At 61.1% G+C, this 21,631-nt stretch carries 18 protein-coding genes; 6 read left to right on the top strand and 12 right to left on the bottom strand.

What is annotated here, in order from left to right:
• Positions 1-239 precede the first annotated feature (239 nt).
• Together AC2CGQ_RS14810 and AC2CGQ_RS14805 are read left to right on the top strand one after the other, a co-directional pair.
• Positions 240-974: a GntR family transcriptional regulator gene (locus AC2CGQ_RS14810; RefSeq protein WP_015379075.1), complete on the top strand. Its 735-nt coding sequence runs from the start codon at positions 240-242 to the stop codon at positions 972-974.
• A gap of 80 nt (positions 975-1,054) precedes the next feature.
• Positions 1,055-3,223 carry a YgiQ family radical SAM protein gene (locus AC2CGQ_RS14805; protein WP_004937285.1) on the top strand — a complete coding sequence of 723 codons (2,169 nt, stop codon included), beginning with the start codon at positions 1,055-1,057 and terminating at the stop codon, positions 3,221-3,223.
• Positions 3,224-3,286: 63 nt separating this feature from the next.
• Here the strand turns inward: AC2CGQ_RS14805 and AC2CGQ_RS14800 are convergent, their stop codons facing one another.
• The 3 genes from AC2CGQ_RS14800 to yqhD form a co-directional block, all read right to left on the bottom strand.
• Positions 3,287-3,892: a transglycosylase SLT domain-containing protein gene (locus tag AC2CGQ_RS14800; RefSeq protein ID WP_004937286.1), complete on the bottom strand. Its 606-nt coding sequence runs from the start codon at positions 3,890-3,892 to the stop codon at positions 3,287-3,289.
• Positions 3,893-4,033: 141 nt separating this feature from the next.
• The gene (dkgA, locus tag AC2CGQ_RS14795) at positions 4,034-4,858 is read right to left on the bottom strand and encodes a 2,5-didehydrogluconate reductase DkgA (protein WP_004937289.1); all 825 of its coding nucleotides are present in this window, start codon (positions 4,856-4,858) and stop codon (positions 4,034-4,036) included.
• Positions 4,859-5,142: 284 nt separating this feature from the next.
• Complete coding sequence (yqhD, locus tag AC2CGQ_RS14790; RefSeq protein ID WP_015379073.1) at positions 5,143-6,306, bottom strand: alcohol dehydrogenase; 1,164 nt, start codon at positions 6,304-6,306, stop codon at positions 5,143-5,145.
• Between the two features lie 226 nt (positions 6,307-6,532).
• Between yqhD and AC2CGQ_RS14785 the strand changes: the two genes are divergently transcribed.
• Entirely contained in the window at positions 6,533-7,420 is an 888-nt protein-coding gene (locus AC2CGQ_RS14785; RefSeq protein WP_156866316.1) for an AraC family transcriptional regulator, read from the top strand.
• 7 nt (positions 7,421-7,427) lie between these two features.
• Here the strand turns inward: AC2CGQ_RS14785 and AC2CGQ_RS14780 are convergent, their stop codons facing one another.
• The gene (locus AC2CGQ_RS14780; RefSeq protein ID WP_015379071.1) at positions 7,428-8,456 is read right to left on the bottom strand and encodes a zinc-dependent alcohol dehydrogenase family protein; all 1,029 of its coding nucleotides are present in this window, start codon (positions 8,454-8,456) and stop codon (positions 7,428-7,430) included.
• A 108-nt stretch (positions 8,457-8,564) separates the two neighbouring features.
• Here AC2CGQ_RS14780 and AC2CGQ_RS14775 point away from each other — a divergent pair, with 108 nt between their 5' ends.
• Positions 8,565-9,485, top strand: a complete 921-nt coding sequence (locus tag AC2CGQ_RS14775; protein ID WP_015379070.1) for a LysR family transcriptional regulator — start codon at positions 8,565-8,567, stop codon at positions 9,483-9,485.
• A 10-nt stretch (positions 9,486-9,495) separates the two neighbouring features.
• On the opposite strand, the gene AC2CGQ_RS14770 is transcribed toward AC2CGQ_RS14775, so the two are convergent.
• Positions 9,496-10,158: a DedA family protein gene (locus AC2CGQ_RS14770; protein ID WP_004937300.1), complete on the bottom strand. Its 663-nt coding sequence runs from the start codon at positions 10,156-10,158 to the stop codon at positions 9,496-9,498.
• A 145-nt stretch (positions 10,159-10,303) separates the two neighbouring features.
• Positions 10,304-11,500 carry a cystathionine beta-lyase gene (metC, locus tag AC2CGQ_RS14765; protein ID WP_004937302.1) on the bottom strand — a complete coding sequence of 399 codons (1,197 nt, stop codon included), beginning with the start codon at positions 11,498-11,500 and terminating at the stop codon, positions 10,304-10,306.
• Positions 11,501-11,931: 431 nt separating this feature from the next.
• Between metC and exbB the strand changes: the two genes are divergently transcribed.
• A complete protein-coding gene (exbB, locus tag AC2CGQ_RS14760; protein ID WP_004937304.1) occupies positions 11,932-12,912 on the top strand; it encodes a tol-pal system-associated acyl-CoA thioesterase in 981 nt (326 codons plus the stop codon).
• Between the two features lie 3 nt (positions 12,913-12,915).
• On the top strand, positions 12,916-13,338 hold the full coding sequence (gene exbD / locus AC2CGQ_RS14755) for a TonB system transport protein ExbD (protein WP_004937307.1): 423 nt from the start codon (positions 12,916-12,918) through the stop codon (positions 13,336-13,338).
• Between the two features lie 56 nt (positions 13,339-13,394).
• Here exbD and AC2CGQ_RS14750 read toward each other — a convergent pair whose 3' ends face one another.
• The 6 genes from AC2CGQ_RS14750 to abgT form a co-directional block, all read right to left on the bottom strand.
• On the bottom strand, positions 13,395-14,438 hold the full coding sequence (locus AC2CGQ_RS14750; RefSeq protein ID WP_015379068.1) for a LacI family DNA-binding transcriptional regulator: 1,044 nt from the start codon (positions 14,436-14,438) through the stop codon (positions 13,395-13,397).
• A gap of 21 nt (positions 14,439-14,459) precedes the next feature.
• Entirely contained in the window at positions 14,460-15,869 is a 1,410-nt protein-coding gene (locus AC2CGQ_RS14745) for a sucrose-6-phosphate hydrolase (RefSeq protein ID WP_041922372.1), read from the bottom strand.
• A complete protein-coding gene (locus AC2CGQ_RS14740) occupies positions 15,869-17,239 on the bottom strand; it encodes a sucrose-specific PTS transporter subunit IIBC (RefSeq protein ID WP_015379066.1) in 1,371 nt (456 codons plus the stop codon). The genes AC2CGQ_RS14745 and AC2CGQ_RS14740 overlap by 1 nt, the downstream gene beginning before the upstream one ends.
• Before the next feature lie 63 nt (positions 17,240-17,302).
• Positions 17,303-18,712: a carbohydrate porin gene (locus tag AC2CGQ_RS14735; protein WP_031300222.1), complete on the bottom strand. Its 1,410-nt coding sequence runs from the start codon at positions 18,710-18,712 to the stop codon at positions 17,303-17,305.
• Between the two features lie 194 nt (positions 18,713-18,906).
• Positions 18,907-19,833 (bottom strand): aminoimidazole riboside kinase, encoded by a 927-nt coding sequence (locus AC2CGQ_RS14730; protein ID WP_015379064.1) that lies wholly within the window; start codon positions 19,831-19,833, stop codon positions 18,907-18,909.
• Between the two features lie 178 nt (positions 19,834-20,011).
• Complete coding sequence (gene abgT / locus AC2CGQ_RS14725) at positions 20,012-21,538, bottom strand: p-aminobenzoyl-glutamate transporter (RefSeq protein WP_004937321.1); 1,527 nt, start codon at positions 21,536-21,538, stop codon at positions 20,012-20,014.
• Positions 21,539-21,631: the final 93 nt, after the last annotated feature.

Here is a 21,631-nt window from a genome sequence, read left to right as displayed (position 1 = left end):
GGCAGCGGGTTTTTTATTGTTTTTAAAGTGGGTCCCTGGTGTTGGTGCGATTGATGTATCAACATCAATAAGCACAGATTACGCGCGATCTAGATTCAATGAAAGTCCATTAGGCAAAAATTGTGATGCCACTCTGAAAACATTAGCGATATTTTAGTTAAGGTGAGGGGCTTATCGCCAGATCGGCGATAGGATAAAAACGAAATCCAGACAAATGGCATAGGTAAGAGGGCGGGCGAATGACGGATTTTATGGCCTGGCTGCGTGGCCATCTGGCCCAGGGGGCGGTAGCGCCGCGTTATATTCAGCTGGCGACGGCGATAGAAACCGCGATCAGGCAGCAGGTGTTGGCGGCGGAGGCATTTCTGCCGCCGGAACGGCAGATGGCGGAAGGTTTGGCGCTGTCGCGTGTCACCGTCAGCAAGGCGATGAAGCTGCTGGAGGAGAAGGGGCTGATTTCGCGGCAGCAGGGCGTTGGCACCCGCGTGGCGATGCGCATCGGCTATTCCCTCGATAAGGACAGCGGGTTTACCGCTCAGGCGCTGCGTCATGGCAGCCGCGTCAGCAATCGATGGCTGCTGCGCACCCGAGTCGGCGCGCCGGCCAAGGCCGCGGCGGCGTTGGGACTGGCGGAGGGGGATGAAGTGATCAAACTGCGGCGGTTACGCTTGCTGAACGGCAGCCCGGTCTCGCTGGAAACCACCTATATACCACCGCGCTTCTTGCCCGAACCGGCGGAGCTGGAACACTCGCTGTATGCGTTATGGCAATCGCGCGGCATCGTGCCGGAGGATAAACACTTTCTGTTGAAGGCGGTGTCCTGCAGCGACGAGGTCGCCGAACTGCTCAACGTGCCGTGCGGCGCGCCGTTGTTGCACATCATCCAAACCAGCCGCAACGCTCAGGGTGAGGCGCTGGAGTTCAGCGATATCTTGTGCCGCAGCGACGTTTATGAATTCGAAGTGAACGGTTAGCGAAATAACCATGCTCTTTTTGCTGCTAGTGCGTATAATCGCCGCCCGGCGATTAATTAACCTGTAAAAAGAGCAGCAGAATGAGCACCACCAGCCTGATCCAACCCGATCGTGAACTGTTTTCCTATAAGCCTTATTGGGCCGAATGTTTTGGCACCGCGCCGTTTTTACCGATGTCGCGGGCAGAGATGGATCAACTGGGCTGGGACAGCTGCGACGTGATCATCATCAGCGGCGACGCCTACGTCGATCACCCAAGCTTCGGCATGGCGATCATCGGCCGCATGCTGGAAGCGCAAGGCTTTCGCGTCGGCATCATCGCGCAGCCGGACTGGAGCAATAAAGAAGACTTCATGCGGTTGGGGAAACCGAACCTGTTCTTCGGCATCACCGCCGGTAACATGGACTCGATGATCAACCGCTACACCGCCGATCGCAAACTGCGCCACGACGATGCCTATACCGCCGGCAACGTCGGCGGCAAGCGGCCGGATCGCGCCACCCTGGTCTACAGCCAGCGCTGCAAAGAAGCCTATAAAGACGTGCCGATCGTGCTGGGCGGCATTGAAGCCAGTCTGCGTCGCATCGCCCACTACGATTACTGGTCTGATACCGTGCGCCGCTCGGTGCTGGTGGACTCCAAAGCCGACATGCTGATCTACGGCAACGGCGAGCGTCCGCTGGTGGAAGTGGCGCACCGTCTGGCCGCCGGTGAGAAGATCGGCGATATCCACGATATCCGCAATACTGCGGTGATGCGCAAAGAAGCGCTGCCGGGTTGGAGCGGCGTGGATTCCACCCGCCTCGACAAGCCGGGCCGCATCGAACCTATCCCGAACCCGTACGGCGAGGATCTGCCGTGCGCCGACGGCGCCAAGCCGAAAGAGCCGGAAGCCAAACCTGTCACCGTGCGCGCCGCCAAACCGAAGCCGTGGGAGAAGACCTACGTGCTGCTGCCGTCCTTCGAGAAAGTGAAGGGCGACAAGGTGCTGTATGCGCACACCTCGCGTATTTTGCACCATGAAACCAACCCAGGCTGTGCCCGCGCGCTGATGCAAAAACACGGCGATCGCTACGTGTGGATCAACCCGCCGGCGATCCCGCTGACCACGCCGGAGATGGACAGCGTCTTCGCCCTGCCTTATCAACGCGTACCGCACCCGTCCTACGGCCAGGATCGCATTCCGGCCTATGACATGATCCGTTTCTCGGTGAACATCATGCGCGGCTGCTACGGCGGCTGTTCGTTCTGTTCGATCACCGAGCACGAAGGGCGCATCATCCAGAGCCGTTCGGAAGATTCGATCGTTCGCGAAATCGAAGAGATCCGTGACAAGGTGCCGGGCTTTACCGGTGTGATCTCCGATCTGGGCGGCCCGACCGCCAACATGTATATGCTGCGTTGCACCAACCCGCGCGCTGAGCAGACCTGCCGCCGCGCCTCGTGCGTGTATCCGGAGATCTGCACCTATATGGATACCAACCACGAGCCGACCATCAAGCTTTACCGCCGCGCGCGTTCGCTGGAGGGCATCAAGAAGATCCTGATCGCCTCCGGGGTACGTTACGATCTGGCGGTGGAAGATCCGCGCTATATCAAGGAACTGGCGACCCACCACGTCGGCGGCTACCTGAAGATCGCGCCGGAGCACACCGAAGAAGGCCCGCTGTCGAAGATGATGAAACCGGGCATGGGCAGCTACGATCGCTTCAAGCAGCTGTTTGATCACTATTCGAAGCTGGCGGGCAAAGAGCAGTATCTGATCCCATACTTTATCTCGTCGCACCCGGGCACCCGTGATGAAGACATGGTGAACCTGGCGCTGTGGCTGAAGAAGAACCGTTTCCGCCTCGATCAGGTGCAGAACTTCTATCCTTCGCCGATGGCCAACTCCACCACCATGTATTACAGCGGCAAAAACCCGCTGAGCAAGGTGGGGTACAAGAGCGAAGATGTGGTGGTGCCGCGCGGCGATCGCCAGCGCCGCCTGCATAAGGCGCTGCTGCGTTACCACGATCCGGCCAACTGGGCGCTGATCCGCGCCGCGCTGGAAGAGATGGGCCTGAAGCACCTGATCGGCAGCCGCCGCGATTGTCTGGTGCCGGCGCCGAGCATCGACGAGCAGCGCGAAGCGAAGCGGCTGCAGCGCCATACCCGGCCAGCGCTGACCAAACATACCGATATCAATCGGCAGCGCACGCCATCCAACCGGCCGCCGCGCAAACCGATTCGCAAAGCCAAGCCGTAACGGCCGCACCGCGTGCGTAAACAAAAAGGAGAACCCCCGGGTTCTCCTTTTTACTTTTGAGCGTTACAGCTGCTCGTAGGCGGCTTCCACTTTCATCAAATGGCGCGGCGCCTGCGGCGCGGGATGGTATTTGCGCACGTGCCAGTTAAAGGCCTCCGGCGACAGGTTGTTGATCATCGCGATGGCCTGCTGACGGTTGCTGGAGAAGGTGCGCAGCAGCGCGCCGGTGCCGTTGACGTAGGCGATGATGGTGGCGTAGCGCAGCGTGACGGGATTGGCGATCCCTTTAAGCTGTTGTTTTTGCAAGGTGGCCAGATAGGCGGCGCCAAGATCGATATTGGTGTCGGGATCCCGCAGGTCATCGTCGTCCGGGCAGCCGCGTTTGCCTTTGTAGCGATAGGCATCGCAGCCGGCGGTATCGGCTTTCAGCTGCATCAGGCCGATCGCATTGGATCTGCTCACTGCGGAAGGGTTGAAGCCGGACTCCACCTGGATCATGGCGGTGATCAGCTTGGCGTCCACGCCGTATTCGCTGGCGGCGTCTTTAATGGCGCTGTCGAAGGCGTGGCGATCGTAGCTGACGCGCTGTTTCTTGCCGGCGCAACCCGCCAGCACCAGCATGATGCAAAGCATGCCCAGCCGTGACCCGTGTGAGAAAGAGAATTTCATGGTGCTCCGTGCTTGTCTGTTTTTTTAACGGCGTGAACCGGCGGCTGGAGCCTCCGGCGTCGTCATCATAACGTCAGGCGGCGCAAGGGAGCAATGTGCGGGAAGGAAAAGCCCCCTCCGGCCGGAGAGGGCTTGAGGGGGTTACAGGGTATCCGGATCCGGCCCCAGGCGGTTGCCGACGTCCAGCTTGGCGATCTCGCCCAGCTCGTCCTTATCGAGTTTGAAATCAAATACCTCGAAGTTTTCGCGGATACGCGACGGCGTGACCGATTTCGGGATGACGATAAGACCGCTGTCCAGGTGCCAGCGCACCACAATCTGCGCCGGGGTTTTCTCGTATTTTTCGGCCAGCGCCTTGATCAGCGGCTGGTCGAACACCCCTTCACCGCCTTGCGCCAGCGGGCTCCAGGATTCGGTGGCGATGTGATGGGTAGCGTTCCAGGCGCGCAGCTGGCGCTGTTGCAGCAGCGGGTGCAGTTCGATCTGATTGACCACCGGCGCTACGTTGGTTTCATCCAGCAGGCGCTGAAGGTGCGGCGTATGGAAGTTGCACACGCCGATGCTTTTCACCAGGCCTTGCTCGCGCAGCTTGATCAGTTCGCGCCAGGCGGAGACGTATTGATCCTGCTGCGGGCGCGGCCAGTGGATCAGATACAGATCCACATAGTCCAGCTTGAGTTTTTCCAGGCTGGTTTCCAGCGCCGCCAGCGGATCGCCCTGATCGTCGTTCCACAGCTTGGTGGTGATGAACAGGTCGCTGCGCGGCAGCGAGCTGGACTGCAGCGCGGCGCCGACGCCTTCCTCGTTCTTGTAGATCGCGGCGGTGTCGATGGAGCGGTAACCGATCTCCAGCGCTTTGCTCACCGCGCGGGTGGTCTCTTCAATACTCGCCTGCCAAACGCCGAGACCCAACTGCGGCATCAGATTACCATCGTGGAGTTTGATGATGGGTTGTTGCGTTGTCATGCGCATCTCCTTGTGTACGGATTGCGGCGCCTGCGGCGCCGAAACGGCTATAGATAAATTCTAGTTGGCAAAATGGGCGGTTGCCGGGTTTGCCAGCCTAATTTCAGCGGTGGCGGGAGGGCGATTTTCTCCCCGCTCTCCCTGCGAATGAGCGGTAAGACGAGTGGTGCGAAACGATCGGCGGCGCTGAAGCGCCCGACTGCGCCCGGTGATCGGCCGGGCGCAGGATGCGGCGAAAATGGCTGGCGGAGACTAAAGCCTAGCAAAAAATCGCCGTTTTGCGATTAACGCGCCGCTTCATAAATGCGGCGGCTGACGTCCAGGGTGATGTCCTGATGCTCCCCCAGGGCGGTCATGCCGTGCTGATGCAGCTTGTCGAGCAGCGCCGGAATGCTGCTGCCGTCGAGCTGATAATCCGCCATGCGGGTCGGCACGCCCATCTGCTCGAAGAAGGCGCGGGTGGCGGCGATGGCGCCGTCGATGCGGCTGTCTTCGCTGCCTTCGCGCAGGCCCCAGACGCGGTCAGCGTACTGCAGCAGTTTTTCGCGCTTCTGCGCTTTCTTCTCGTGCAGCAGCGCCGGCAGCACGATGGCCAGCGTTTGCGCGTGGTCGAGATCGTGCATGGCGGTCAGCTCATGGCCCAGCATGTGGGTCGCCCAGTCCTGCGGCACACCGGCGCCGATCAGGCCGTTCAGCGCCATGGTGGCGCTCCACATCACGTTGGCGCGCACCGCATAGTTCTCCGGCTCGGCCAGCGCGCGCGGGCCGTCTTCCAGCAGGGTCAACAGCAGGCCTTCGGCGAAGCGATCCTGCACCTTGGCGTCGACCGGATAGGTCAGATACTGCTCCAGGGTGTGCACGAAGGCGTCGACCACGCCGTTGGCGATCTGGCGCGGCGGCAGCGAGTAGGTTACCACCGGATCCAGCACGGCGAAGCGCGGCTGCACCAGCGGTGAGAAGAAGTGCTGCTTGTCGCCGCTGCTTTTGCGGGTGATCACCGCGCCGCTGTTGGACTCGGAGCCGGTGGCCGGCAGCGTCAGCACGCAGCCCATCGGCACCGCGTCGGCGATGTGGCTGCCGACGGTCTGCAGAATGTGCCAGGCGTCGCTGCTGGCGGTATAACGGGCGGCGGCGGCGATGAACTTGGTGCCGTCAACCACCGAACCGCCGCCGACCGCCAGCAGGAAATCGATGTTTTCCGCTTTCACCACCTCGACCGCTTTCATCAGCGTTTCGTAGGTCGGGTTCGGCTCGATGCCGGAGAACTCCCGCACGTCGCGGCCGGCCAGCGCGCTATGCACCTGATCCAGCACGCCGTTTTTCTTCACGCTGCCGCCACCGTAGGTGATCAGGATGCGCGCGTCCGCCGGGATTTGGCTGGCCACTTCGGCAATTTGCTCCTTGCCGAACAGGATTTTGGTTGGGGTATGCAAAATGAAGTTGTGCATGGTTGATTTCTCTCTTTCTGTCAGGCGGGCGCCAAAGCGGCGCAAAGGTGTCTGGCCCGTATTGTCAGGAACCGGGCGGCAACGCACAATGCACATTCCTGTTTGGTTCTTGCCTATTCCTACAAGTCACTGTAGAAATGGCGAGTTTTAAATTATGATTTATGCCGAATCGTTCTGACTGTAAGAGGGTGTTTCCGTGATTGAAATCGATGCGCTGCGCAGCCGCATGGCGCGCCAGGCGATGGCTATCGCCAGCGGCAACGGCTACACGCCGTCGCCGGTGCCGCGGGTGAAGATTTTGTATGTCGATCGCCACAGCCCGCGTCAGCCGGTGATGTATGAACCGGGGATCGTCATCGTTTTTCAGGGGCACAAGGTCGGTTATTGCGGCAATAAGAAGTTCCAATACGATCCGCGCAACTACCTGCTGATGACGGTGCCGCTGCCGTTTGAATGCGAAACCTTCGCCAGCCCGGAACTGCCGCTGGTTGGGTTGGCGGTCAATATCGATACCCAAATGCTGCAGGACTTGCTGATCGACATCGGCGATGACGACTACCTGATGCAACCGCGGGCGGAGAGCAACGGGGTGAACCTGGCGGAAATGACGGAAGAGTTGCTGTGCGCCACCGAGCGTCTGCTGGACGTGATGGCCAATCCGCTCGACGCCCGGGTGCTTGGGCCGCAGATCGTACGGGAGATTCTCTATTATGTGCTGCGCGGCGCCTGCGGCGCGTCGCTGCAGGAGTTGGTCAATCGGCATACCCACTTCAGCCAGATCGCCAAGGCACTGCGGCGTATCGAACATCAGTATGCCGACAGCATCAACGTCGAGCAGTTGGCCAGCGAGGTCAACATGAGCGTCTCGGCGTTCCATCACAACTTCAAGGCGGTGACCAACACTTCGCCGCTGCAGTACGTGAAGTCGTACCGGCTGCATAAGGCGCGCCTGTTGATGGTGCATGACGGTCTGAAGGCCAGCACGGCGGCGATCCGCGTCGGCTACGAAAGCGCGTCGCAGTTCAGCCGCGAGTTCAAACGGCTGTTCGGCATGACGCCGAGCGATGAAGTCGCCCGGCTGCGCGAGGCCAACCCGCTGCTGCTGGAGGGCTGAGCCGCGTTTATGGGGTTAAGACGATCTTGCCGAATGGCCCGCGATCGAGGTGATCCAACGCCTGAGACAGCTGATCGAAGCGGTATACCTGGTCGATCACCGGCTGCAGGTTGACGGCGTCCACGGCGCGCACCAGGTCTTCCAGCGCGCGGCGGTGGCCGACGCCGATGCCCTGAATTACTGCGGATTTTAATAGCAGTGGGCCGGCGGGAGCGGAAATCTCGTTGCCTTCCAGGATGCCGATTACCGAGATGCGTCCTCCCACCGCCACGGCGCGCACCGAGTTGCCGAGGTTGGTGCCGCCGACGGTGTCGATCACATGGTCGATGCCGCGATCCTGCGTCAGCGCATAAATCGCCTCCACCCAATCGCCGTCCAGCCGGTTGATTCCATGATTGGCGCCCAATGCCAGGGCTCGCGCCAGCTTTTCATCGCTGCCGGAGGTGACATAGACCTCCGCGCCGTGGGCTTTGGCGATCTGCAGCGCGAACAGCGCCACGCCGCCGGTGCCTTGCACCAGCACCGTATCGCCGGCATGCAGTTTGCCTTGTTCCACCAGCGCGAACCAGGCGGTCAGCCCGGCGCACGGCAGGGTGCTGGCCTGGACGTCGTCCAGCGACGCCGGCGCCGCTACCAGCCAGTCTTCATGCAAAATCACGTATTCCGCCAGCACGCCCTGATAAAAACCGCCGAGGGTGTGGTAAGGCACCCGGCGCGCATCGCCGTAGGGTTTTTGCTCGCCGTCGAGCCAACCGGGGCTGAAGGTGGAAATGACGCGCGCGCCGGGCTGAAAGCGGCTGACGCCGGGGCCGATGGCATCGACCTCGCCGGCCATGTCCGAGGCGGGCGTGAACGGCTGCGGCAGCGTGAGCCCCATGCCGCTTTCTATCATCAGTTTGTCACGGTAATTGAGTGAGATAGCCTTCACTTTCACTCTGATTTCGTGCGGCCCCGGCTGTGGGATGGCGCTTGCGCTCAGCTGCAGGTGCTCACGCCCCAGGGCGCTCATCGTCCAGCGTTGCATTGTATTGGTCATGATGTTCTCCAAAGTCAGCGATTAACAGACCTGCCGATAATATCGTTGATGAAGGTTCGCCAGTGGCGATAAGATTTCCGCAGATTGTTTCTTTCAGAGCGACAAATCATGAGCGATCGGTTGAGCGGCATTTCGGTATTCGTTACCGCCGTGGAGGCGGGCAGTTTTGCAGTGGCGGCCAGTCGGCTGCATCTTTCGCGTTCGGCGGTCGGCAAAACTATCGCCCGGTTGGAGCAGCGGCTGGGGGTGCGGCTGTTTCATCGCACCACGCGCAGCCAGAGCCTGACCGACGACGGTGCGCTGTTCTACGAGCGCTGCCTGCGGGCGCTGGAGGAGATCCGTGGCGCGGAAACGCTGCTGGAGTCGGGCAAGCGGCAGGTCAGCGGTCGGCTGCGGGTGTCGATGCCGGTGCTGTTTGGCCGCATGTGCATTGCGCCGCTGCTGACCGAACTGACGCGCGAGCATCCTGGGTTGGAGTTGGAGCTGTCGTTCAGCGATCGGGTGGTGGATCTGATTGAGGACGGCTTCGATATGGCGATCCGCAACGGTACGCTGGCCAACAGCAGCGGCTTGGTGGCGCGCCGCATCGGCGATCACCGTATGACGCTGTGCGCCTCGCCGGCCTATCTGCAGCGGTGCGGCGAACCGCACAGCATCGAGCAACTGGCGCAGCATGAGGCGGTGACCTATATGCGCGCCGGCGCACGGCGCAGCTGGCTGGTATTGGATAGCGACGGCAAGCCGCAGGACGTGATGCCGAACAACCGGCTGCAAATGGACGACCTGCAGGCGATTGCGGATGCGGCGACGGCGGGTTTCGGCATCGCCTGGCTGCCGTGCTGGCTGGTGCGTGAGCAGTTGTTGAGCGGGGCACTGGTGCGCTTGCTGCGCGATCGGCCGGGCGCCGCCTTTGAAGCGCATGCGGTGTGGCCGCACACGCCTCACCTGCCGCTGAAGGTGCGGCTGGCGGTGGATACGCTGGTGAGCAAACTGCCTGCCAGTCTGGCGTTGGTCGAGAAGGCGCTGTAGCGCGCCCGATTCAGGAAGAGGCGGCGCGTTTTTTACGCCAGATCACCAGCATGGCACCCAGCAGGCCGACAAACAGCAGCAGCAGCGGCAGCAGCATCAGGCCGGTCATCACCTGGCTTTCGTAGCGTTTCACCAGAGGGATTTGGCTGAACGCGTAGCCGAGGCCGACCAGCGCGCAGACCCAGATCGCCGCGCTCAGCCAGTTGAACACCTGGAAACGAGAGCTGTTGAGCCCGGAAATGCCGGCCATGGTCGGCAGCAGGGTGCGCACGAAACCGAGGAAGCGGCCGATCAGCAGCGCCGTCAGCCCGTGGCGGTTGAACAGGTTGTGCGCGCGCTGGTGGTACTGTGCCGGCAGTTGCAGCAGCCAGCTCTTCACCAGGCCGGTGTGGCCCAGCCAGCGGCCCTGGATATAGCTCAGCCAGCAGCCGAGACCGGCGGCGGCGGTCAGAATCAGCAGGGTGGGGGCAAAGCCCATCACGCCTTTGGCGATCAGCGCGCCCGACAGCAGCAGCAGGCTGTCACCGGGAAGGAAGGAGGCGGGCAGCAGTCCGTTTTCCAAAAACAGAGTGGTGAAAAGTACGGCGTAAACCACCCAAATTACGCTTGGATCGGCGAGGGCGATAAAGTCCTGCTGCCAAAGCGCATGAATAATCTCTCGTAATACATCCATTTTATGTCCTGTTGCATGCCGGTTGCGCCCGGGGTCACATTCTCCAGGATGCGGCGGTTACCGTATCTGACAGTTACCCGGTTAGTGTACCGCTAATAGCTTAAGCCGACATTAAACGAGACGAAGAAAATTATCGGAATCCGCCTTAGCGCACGCCATTGAGGCGATCGAAGCCGGCCGCCAGATCGGCGATCAGGTCTTCGACGTTCTCCAGGCCGATATGCAACCGCACCAGCGTGCCGGAAAAATCGACGCCGCCCGCCGGGCGGATCGCTTCCAGTTCTTCCGGCTGGTTGGCCAGGATCAGCGACTCGAAGCCGCCCCAGGAGTAGGCCATGCTGAAGTGGCTGAAGTTATCCAGGTAAGCGGCCAACTGCGTATCGTCCAGCCGTTCCTTCAGCACGAAAGAGAACAGCCCGTTGCAGCCGCTGAAGTCGCGGCGGTAGAACTCGTGGCCCTTGCAGCTCGGCAGGGCCGGATGATTGACCGTCGCCACCTCCGGCCGCGCCGCCAGCCAGTTGGCGACCTCGATGCTGCTGCGTTCGTGCTGCTTCAGGCGCACGCTCAGGGTACGCAGGCCGCGGCTCGCCATGTAGGCGGTGTCGGCATCCACCATCTGCCCCATCAGATAGGAGTACTCGCGCAGTTGATCCCAACAGCGCGCGTTGGCGACGGCGGTGCCAAGCATGTAATCGGAATGGCCGATCAGGTATTTGGTGCCGGCCTGAATAGAAATGTCGATGTCGAAATCCAGCGCCTTGAACAGCACCCCCGCCGCCCAGGTGTTGTCTATCATGATCACCACCTCCGGCGCCACGGCGCGAATGGCCTGCACCATCGCCGGGATATCCTGCACTTCCAGGGTGATGGAGCCGGGGGATTCCAGGAACACCACGCGGGTATTGGGCTGGATCAGTTTGGCGATGTCGGCGCCGATCAGCGGATCGAAATAGGTGGTGCTGACGTTCATGCGGCCGAGGATATGGGTGCAGAAATCCTGGGTCGGCTCGTACGCAGAGCCGGTGACCAGCAGGTGATCGCCGGCGCCGACGAACGACAGGATCGCATTGGCCACCGCCGCCGCGCCGCAGGGGTACAGCACGCAGCCGGCGCCGCCCTCCAGCTCCACCATCGCATCCTGCAGGGCGAAGTGGGTCAGGGTGCCGCGTCGGCCGTAAAACAGCTCGCCGTGAGCGCGTTGCGCGGTGGCGTGTTTTTTGGCAGCGACGGAGTCGAAGACCAAAGAAGAGGCGCGTTGCGTGACGGGATTGACGGAGCCCTGGGTGTAGCGTTTGCCGCGGCCGGCGCCGATCAGCGCGGTTTCGATATGTTTTGACGTCATGGTACCTGGCTCACCTCTGGTTGCTCTGCACGTGCCCGTTTACGATAGCCCTTACGTTAACATGAGTTAATATAGCCATCCAGACGTTTTAACTTCCAGATATAGAAACGGCTATAATTGGCTGCCGGTCACGCATTTCTCGCGTAATCCTTCTGCCGAGTGGGAACAGAGAAGTCCATTCCTCGGCTGAGGCGCCGTTCGGCAGCGTGGCGTTGTTGCGTCGTTGTGGAAGAAAAGTAACGAAATCACCCTATAAAAGGGGCATTTGGCGGTGAACGGACACAGATTGGCGCTTTGTGGCGATGCTGGCTAAAATTTTCTCGTTTATTTGGTAAATAATAATGAGAACCACTATCAATCCCCGGTTGGTTTGATATGATCGCACGCTGAATTATTCCTTAATTTTGATCGGTAATGGGTGGAGGCACAGCGTGAAAACGGCTGGCAAGAATTTAAATCAAGGATCGTTCGGCCAGGGCCGGGCGCAGTGGGGCAAGGCCTTCGGCCGCAGCCTGATGGCATCTATGGTGCTGGTCGTAGGGCTGGCCGGCAGCGCGCAGGCCGCGCCGGCGAGCAATCCGGCCGTTGCCGAAAGCGTTGCGCCGACCACCGCGCCTGCACCTGCTGCAGCCGCCGCGCCGGAGAGCATCACGCCGGTGAACCCGGCGCCAACGATCCAGCCACCGGAAACCCGCGGCATGGACCTGTCCGTTTGGGGCATGTACCAGCACGCCGACGCGGTGGTGAAAGCGGTAATGATCGGCCTGGTGCTGGCCTCGATCGTGACCTGGACCATTCTGTTCTCCAAAGGCAGCGAACTGCTGCGCGCCAAGCGCCGTCTGCGCCGCGAACAGCTGGCGCTGGCCGAAGCGCGCTCGCTGGATGAAGCCTCCGAACTGGCGCAAAACTTCGGTCCGGAGAGCGTCAGCGCGGTATTGCTGAACGACGCGCAAAATGAGCTGGAGTTGTCTGCGGAATCCAACGACAACAACGGCATCAAAGAGCGCACCGGCTTCCGCCTCGAGCGCCGCGTGGCGGCCTACAGCCGCAACATGGGCCGCGGCAACGGCTTCCTGGCCACCATCGGCGCCATCTCGCCGTTCGTCGGCCTGTTCGGCACCGTGTGGGGCATCATGAACAGCTTCATCGGCATCGCCCATTCGCAGACCACCAACCTGGCGGTCGTGGCGCCGGGCATCGCGGAAGCGCTGTTGGCGACCGCACTGGGTCTGGTCGCGGCGATCCCTGCCGTCGTTATCTACAACATCTTCGCTCGCGTCATCAGCGGCCACCGCGCGCAGGTGGGCGACGTGGCGGCGCAGGTCTTGCTGCTGCAGGGCCGTGATTTGGATCTGGCCGCGACGGCGGAAGCCAAGCGCTCTCAGCACGCACATCAACTGCGGGCGGGGTGAGACATGGCGATGCGCTTAAATGAAGATCTGGACGACAGCGGCGAACTGCATGAAATCAACGTAACGCCGTTTATCGACGTCATGTTGGTGCTGTTGATCATCTTTATGGTGGCCGCGCCGCTGGCAACGGTAGATATCCGCGTCGATCTGCCGGCCTCCTCCGCCAAGCCGCAGCCGCGGCCGGAAAAACCGGTGTTCCTGTCGGTGAAGGCCGACAAGCAGCTCTACGTCGGCGATCAGCCGGTGAATGCCGATCAGTTGACTTCGGTGCTGGATCAACGCACCCAGGCGAACAAAGAAACCACCATCTTCTTCCAGGCGGACAAGAGCGTGGACTATGAAACGCTGATGAGCGTGATGGACACCCTGCGTAAAGCCGGCTACCTGAAAGTGGGGCTGGTGGGCATGGAAGGCGCCGCCAAGTAGCGGGCTGATGAAACAAAAAAGGGCGCTTCGGCGCCCTTTTTACTGGTTCAGAGATATCACTCTTCGGCCAACAAAGCCCGGGAACCGGCATGGCGCCAGCGGATACGGCCCGGCAGATAAAGCGCGTTCTGTTCCAGCGGCCGCTCGTCGATCAGTGCGGTGACTTGGTCGAAGCTATGTTGCGCCAGCGCCCGGCAGTCCTGTGCGACCGTATCGATCTTCAGCGTCATGCAGTCGAACAGGTAGTGATCGTCGAAGCTGCACAGGTGGATGTCGCTCTCCATCAGCTGATGTTGAGTCAGATAACGCAATACCCCTTCCAACAGGCCGCAGGCGGCGGTAAACAGCGCTTTGGGCGGCCGCCCCAGCTGTGCGCACAGCTGAGCGAACATCTCGTACCCTGAGCTGGGGTGATAGTTGCCGTTGATGATCCATTCCGGTTTGCACTCGATGCCGGCGCGCTGCAGGCCAAGCTGGAAACCGGCCAGCCGATCGCGGGTCGGCGAAATGCGCGGCTGCCCGCCGAGAAAATAGATCTCGTCCGGATGTTGGCGCGCGACCTTTTCCACCAGGTCGGCGGTCGAGTTGACCGAATCGGTGATCACCAGCGGCAGTTCGGAACCGGCGATCAGACGGTCCATCTGCACCACCGGCAGTCCGACATTGATCTTCTGGTATTCCGCGTCGTTTAGCTGGCTGGAGGCGACAATCAAGCCGTCCACCTGCCGCTGCACCAGACTGTTCACCGCCATCATTTCCTGCGCCGGGTTTTCATCGGTACAGGCGATCAACAGCTGCAGCCCGGCTTCGCGGCACAGCGTTTCCAGCTCGCGCGAAATCACCGCAAAGCCGTAGTTGGTCATCTCCGGCACCACCAACCCCAGCGTGTGGCTGCGGTTGGAGCGCAAAGAGCGGGCGTGGATGCTGGGCTGATAATGGTGTTCGTGCGCCAGCGCCAGAATGCGATCGCGGGTGTCGTCGGACACCCGGTATTCCTTGCTGCGGCCGTTCAGCACCAGGCTGGCGGTCGATTTCGACACCCCGGCCAGCGTGGCGATGTCACTGATGGTAATGCGTTTATTTTTTTTCACTGACGCCATCTGAAGTCATCGGAGGATGCGTCATTCTAGCATGCATGGCGTCAGCGGCCAGTATTCCAACGCCAGCGGCGCGCTCCCGCACAGCCGCAGTTGCGGCTCACCCGCCGGGAAGTAGCGTGCGCTCATCACCGCCTCGCCGTGGTTGATGAAAATCTCCACGCTGGAACGATCGAACAGCAGTTGCAGATGCGTGACCGGGCCGCGCCAGTAACGGTGCTCCGGCCGGCCGTCGGTCAGGGAAGCACGTGTCAGCCGCAGCCTTTCGCCGTCCCAGTTCAGCGTCATCGCGTCGCCAAAGGTTGCGTTGAACGGGCCCTGCGGCGTCAATTGCAGCTCCGCGGCCCCCAGCGCATAGGCGGGGGCGTTATCGGCGCGGCCTTGCCAGCCTGCTCGCTCACCGCGCAGCTGTTGCAGCTCGCGCGCCGGGCGCTGGTGGAGGCGGCCATGCCGCAGCGACAGTTCGCGCGGGCAGGTCATGGTGTGGATCCAGCCGTAACGGCGCGTCGGATGGGCTTCTTCATCTTGCTCGGGCACGCCCATCCAGCCGAACAGCAGGCGGCGGCCATCTTCCGCCAACGTCGTCTGCGGCGCGTAGAACTCGAAGCCGGCGTCCAGCTCGCGGAATTCGCCGTGGCTGAAGGCCGCCTGCCGGTAATCCAGCTTGCCGAGCAGATAACCGGCCTGATAACGGTTGAGATAGCGTTCCGGCTGCGGCGTCAGCCCCTGCGGACAGCAGATCAACACCTCGTCGCCGTCCAACGAGAACAGGTCCGGGCACTCCCACATGTAGCCGAATTCCTCTAAGCCGTTCAGTCCGGAACCGGCGATCTCTCCCAGCGCTTGCCAGTCGCGCAGATCGCTGGAACGAAACAGCAGCACCTTGCCGCGATCCTGCAGGTCACGCGCGCCGAGCACCATGTACCAGTCATTTTGATGACGCCACACTTTCGGATCGCGTACGTGACCGCTGTAGCCCTCCGGCAGCGGCAGCACCGGCCCGAGTTTGCGATATTCGCCCCGTTCGCTTTCCTGAGCCAGGCATTGGTAAGCGGTGCGTGAGCCGTCTGGGAATTTCACGTTGCCGGTGTAGATCAGCGTGATTTTGCCTTCCGCCACCACCGCCGAGCCGGAGTAACAGCCGTGGCTGTCGTAACAGGCGCCGGGCGCCAGGGCGATTGGCTGGTGCTCCCAACGCAGCAAATCAGCCGACTGCCAGTGTCCCCAGCATTTGTTGCGATGATCGCAACCCAGCGGATTCCACTGATAAAACAGATGATAAACGCCGTTATGCTGGATAAAGCCGTTGGGATCGTTCAGCAGGCCAACGCTGGGTGCCAGATGCCAGTCCGGTCGGTGCGGATCGCGCAGCGCGAGCGGCTGGCCGTTCATTACCGCCCGCAGTGCCTGTTTGATTAAGCTGAGTTCTTCCATCATTGCGCGTCCGTGTTGTATTTCAGCAGTAGGGAGAGGACAAAGGCGCTGCCAAACGCGATCGCCAGACCGATGATATAGCTGACCAGAGAACTGGCCTGCACGATCGCCATGCCGGGGATCGCCGTCAGCCCGACCGCGTTCATGCCGACATGGTTGGCCACCACCCAGGCGCCGCCGAGCGCGCCGCCCGCCAGCGCCGCCAGAAACGGTTTCACGAAGCGCAGGTTGATGCCAAACAGCGCCGCCTCGGTGATGCCGAGCATGGCGGAAAAGGCCGAAGGCACCGCAATGGCTTTGATTTTGGCGTCGCGGGTTTTGAAATAGACCGCCAGGCAGGCGCCGCCTTGAGCGATGTTGGCCATCGACCAGATCGGCAGCAGGAAGTTGACGCCGATATTGGGGTTGCCGAGCAGCCCGGCTTCTACCGCGTGGAAACTGTGGTGGATGCCAGTGATGACGATAGCGGAATAGAGGCCGCCGAACAGCAGCCCGGCTAACCACCCCGCATGAGCAATCAGCGTGCTGAGCACGAAGGAGATGCCATCGCCCAGCGCGCGGCCGGCGGGGCCGATAAACAGCAGGGCGACAAAGCCTGAGATCACCACCGTCAGGAACGGCGTCAGGATCAAATCCAGCGCGTTGGGGATCACCTTGCGCAGCCGTTTTTCCAACAGGCTCATGAACCACACCGTCAGCAGCACCGGGAATACCGTGCCCTGGTAGCCGATCATGGCGATGTCCAGACCGAAGAAGTTCATGGTGTGGAACCCTCCGGCGACGCCCCAGGCATTGGTCAGCGCCGGATGCGTCAAAATGCCGCCGAGCGTGGCGCCCAGATAGGGATTGCCGCCGAATTCGCGTGCGGCGGTGAAGCCGATCAGAATCGGCAGAATAATGAACGCCGCCGAGCTGAACATATCCAACATGATGAACAACGCGCTGTTGGCATCGGCCCAGCCGTAGGTTTTCACCATGCCGAGCAGCCCCATCAACAGGCCGGAAGCGACGATCGCCGGAATGATAGGCACGAAGATGTTCGACAGCAGGCGGGCGATGCGCTGCAGCGGGTTGAGCTTTTTCGCCGCGATATCGGCGGCTTCGGCCTTGCTGGATTCGCTGACGCCCGCCGCCTTGATGAATTCCGCATGCACCTTGTTGACCAGCCCGGTGCCGAAGATCACCTGGATCTGGCCGGCGTTGCTGAAGCAGCCTTTAACGCCGTCCAGTTTGCCGATGGCCTCTTTGTCCACCTTGCTGTCGTCCACCAGCACCAGGCGCAGGCGCGTGGCGCAGTGGGCGGCGCTGGCGATGTTCTCTTTACCGCCGAGCAGCGGCAACAGCGCGTTGGCGGTTGCGGTAATGTCCATGTTGTCCCCTTGCTAAATAAAAATGCCGCTGCGCAGTTTGCGGCGCAGCGACGTGAATCGATGTCAGAAGAAATACTTGAATCTGGCGCGCATGCCGTAACGCTGGTCGTTGTCGCCGTTGGCTATCTTGCTGTCGGCGTTGGCTTCCAGCAGCGAGACATAGGCGCCTAAATACAGGTTGAAATTCTTCATATTCATAATGTTAGGTATCTGATACGACGCATGAACGGTGTGGATGTCGTAGTTGCCCGGTTCGCTGAGCGGGTTGTGGATATCGGCGGCGATCCCGGCGGTATTGAACTCTTTGATATTGTTGTGCGCATAGATATAACCCAGTTCGAAGCGTCGCCACAGCACGTTGACGCCGGCGGTCAAGTCTTGCTCGCCGGTGGCATCCAGGTAGGCGGCGCTCAGGTTGGCCACCACGCCGTTATCCGGATCGGCCGCGTTGGTGTTCCAGCTCATGGTCATGCCGTAGCCGTTGCGCTTGGATTGATCGACGAAGCGTCCCTGGCTGTCCTGATAGCCGTAGGCGTTATTCACCACGTTGCTTTCCATCGCCGCCGCGATGCTGAAGGCGTCTTTCTTCCAGGCGATCACCGGGCGCAAATAGGCGACGTTTTTCTTATTTTCCAGCGCATTGCCGTGGTAGCTGTTGTCCTGGAACAGCGAGGTGCCGTCTTCCACCAGCGTGTTCAGTTCGAAATAGACATCCCCGGCGTATTTGCTCAGCATCAGGTTGCCGCCGCTGCTGCTACGGCCGCGGCCTTCTTTCATCATGTAGATATAGCCGAAGCCGTCGGCGTACAGGTCGTTGGCGGTATTGCCGGAGTATTGAATGAAGGTGTCCTGATTCAGCGGGAACATGTCGTAGGCTTCGAAGCGGCCGATTTTGGTTTGCCAGTTCTTTTCATTGCCGAAGAAGAAAGCGGCGTCGTCCAGGTTCATTTTGCCGCTCATGTCCGCCAGCGGCTGGACGCTGAAGCCGGAGAAGTTACCGTCCGGATTGCGGCGGTAGCCGTCCAGCCCGACCAGAATGCGGCCGTTGATGTCCCAGCGCTCTTTGTTGCCGGGTTTCCAGTCCTTGTGGTCGCTGCCTTTCAACGACGTCAGCTGGCCGCTGCGGCTGGCGCCGTCCAGGTTGAACTCCACGTCGCCATACAGTTTCAGATCGTTGAAACCGTTCAGTTTCAGCGCGCTGGTCGGAGAGGATTGCGTTTCCAGCGTGGCGGCGCGCTGCGCGACCTGCGCGGTTTGCCTTTCGGTGCTGGCGGTGCGCTGTTCCAGCTGTTGCGCCCGGCGTTCCGCCGCCGTGGCGCGGGTTTCAGCCTGAGCGGCGCGCCGTTCCGCCTGCGCCAGGCGTTGTTCCAGCGCGTTGAGACGCGCCTCGATACTGTCGCCGCCCGAGGTCGCTGCGGCAGACGTGGAGAGGAAAAGCCCTGTTGTTATCGCCAAATAGCTGAGTTTTTTCATCATCGTCTATCATCCGGGAAGGGTTGTTATTATTTTTTGCTAAATTGCTAAACCGGTTTTTCATGGCGAAAGATAGCGATCGAGAAGCGGACTGGCAATCAAGTTTGCTAACCCGATTCAGCTATTGTGATCGAGTACGCAAATCGCGGGTTAAAAGACCACGGCGCTCAGGGGGGCGCCGTGGATGCAGGGGATCAACGCAGGAAAGCAGCCAACTCGTCGGCGCGGGGCAGGGCGGTCATGGCGCCCTTGGCGGTGGTGGCCAGCGCGCCGCAGGCCTGAGCCTGAGCGATAACCGCCGGCCATTGCGCTTCCTGCGGCAATGCGTGAAGGCGCGCCAGCGCCGCTAACAGCCCGGCGACGAAGGCGTCGCCGGCGCCGGTGGTATCGACCGGCACGACAGGCGGCGCGCGGAAATGGCGCAGACGATGCCCGTCGTGTACGCAGACGCCGTCGCCGCCCAGCGTCACCAGCAGCAGGCGCAGCGGATAGGTTTGCATCATCCAGCGCATGGCGTTCTCCAGATCGTCAAGATGGCTGATGAAAGCCAGCTCTTCGCGCGACAGTTTCACCACGTCCGCCAGCAGCAGCGCCTTTTGCAGGCAGGGGCGCAGCGCTTCCGGTTGGCGCCAGACCTCTTCGCGGATGTTGGGATCGAAACTGACCCGGCCGCCGACTGCCCGCATGCGTTCCATCGCCGTAAAGGCCGCGCTGCGGCTGGGCTCCTGCGACAGCGCGATGGAGCAGAGGTGCAGCCACTCGCCCCGCTGGAAAGCCGGCAGATCGTCGGGCTGCAAAAACAGATCGGCGCTGGGCTGCACCATAAACGTGAATGAGCGCTCACCCTGAAGATCGAGATCCACCACCACCGTGGAGGTGTGGTGTTCGGGATCCGGCCGCATATGGCCGATATCCACCCCTTCATCGCTCAGCACCTGCTGCAGAAAGGCGCCGAAGCTGTCTTGCCCCACCCGGCCGATAAAGGCGCTGTCGCCACCGAGGCGGGCGATACCCACCGCCACGTTCGCCGGCGCGCCGCCGGGGCATTTGAGATAACCGTTGGCATTTTCCGGCACCAGGTCGATCACGGCGTCGCCCAGTACCCATACGCGATTCATCATGCTTAATCCCTGTTTTTGTCGTTGTCAGATGGTGAGCTAAAATAGAAGAACCGGTTTAGCAAGGCAATGAAATAATCCTCAGAGCCGCTTGGTCAGTGAGGAAGATCAATCTTTCTGCTGGGCTTGGGGAGAAGGGGATCTGCCCCGCGAACCGGCGCGGGGCGAGATAGCGGGGCGTTTAGCCCAGCTTCGGATAGACGCCGGGACCGATTGGCAAGCCTAGCGCATACCAGACCAGCAGCAGCAAAATCCACACGCTGAAGAACACCAAAGGATAGGGCAGGATCAGCACGTAATAGGTGCCGAGCTGCGCGTCTTTGCGGTAGCGCTGCAGGAAGCCGAGGAACAGCGGCAGGAACGGCGACATCGGCGCCAGCGGCAGCACCGCAGAGTCGGCGATGCGGAAGATCATCTGGGCGAACGCCGGGTGGAAACCGAGCAGCATAAACATCGGCACGAAGATCGGCGCCAAAATTGACCAGATCGCCGAGCCGCTGGCGATGAACATGCACAGGAAGGCGGAGAGGAACATCAGGCCGAGAAACGCCGGTGCGCCGCTCATGCCGGCGGCTTCCAGCATGTCGGTCAGGCCGACGGCCATAAACTTGCCCATGTTGCTCCAGTTAAAGAACGCCACGAACTGCGACAGCGGAAACACCATCACGATAAAACCCGCCATGCTTTTCATCGGATCGAGCAAGTGGTGGGGAATATCGTCCGGCCGCCGGATCTGTTTGGTGACCACGCCATAGGTAATGGCGACGGTGAAGAAGAACAGGATGATGATCGGCACAATGCCCTTGATGAACGGGGAAGGGATCACCGAACCGGTGTTCGGGTCACGCAGCGGCGCGGCCTCCGGCACCACCAGAGCGGCGATGATGGCGATAAACACCAGCGCGGCGATGCCGCTCATCATCAGCCCCCGGTTCTGCAGCGGGGTCAGCGCTGCGATTTTGTCTTCGGCGCCGCCTTGCCACTTCGGCAGACGGGGCTCGATAAACTTGTCGGTGAGCAGCGCGCCGGCGATGGTCAGCACGATCACGGAGGTGGCCATAAAGTACCAGTTGTCGATCACGCTGACGTGAACCGCGCCATCCACCGCTTTGGTGGCTTCGGTGCTGATGCCGGAAAGCAATACGTCGGTGGTGACGATCAACAGGTTGGCGGTAAAGCCGGAGGCGACGCCGGCGATCGCCGCCAGCAGTCCGGCTATCGGGTGGCGACCCACCGCGATAAACATCAGCGCGCCGAGCGGCGGCATCACCACCAGCGCAGCGTCCGACGATATATGGCTGAAGAAGGCGATAAACAGCACCATATAGCTGGCGTAGCGGGCGCTGACGCGCGAGGCCATTTTGTACATCAGCGCCTGCAGCAGGCCGACCTTTTCCGCCAGGCCGGCACCTATCACCAGCGCCAAAATAGCCCCCAGCGGCGCAAAGCTGCTGAAGTTATGGATGATATTGGGAAATATCCACTGCATGCCCGCCACGCTCATCAGGTTATTCACCTTGATGAGCTCGCCGGTGGCCGGATTTTTCACCGCCACATCGAGCCAGGAAAACAGCGCGGTGGCCAGCATAAGCACCAGGATCAAATAGACGAACAGTAAAAACGGATTGGGGATCTTATTGCCGATGCGTTCCACCCAGTAAAAAACGCGTCCGGGGCTTTTATTGATTGGCGTTGTGGCCTCACTCATGATTTTACCCTCTGTGTTTGCTCTGTTGTGTGATTGTTATTATTTGATTTATTTATAATTATACTTAGTGGCCCGGTTGTCCGGGCCCTGTCT

Source organism: Serratia sp. DFXYC6 (assembly GCF_057196085.1).
The sequence above is the reverse complement of the archived record's forward strand: the minus strand, read 5'-3'. Positions and strand labels throughout refer to the sequence as shown.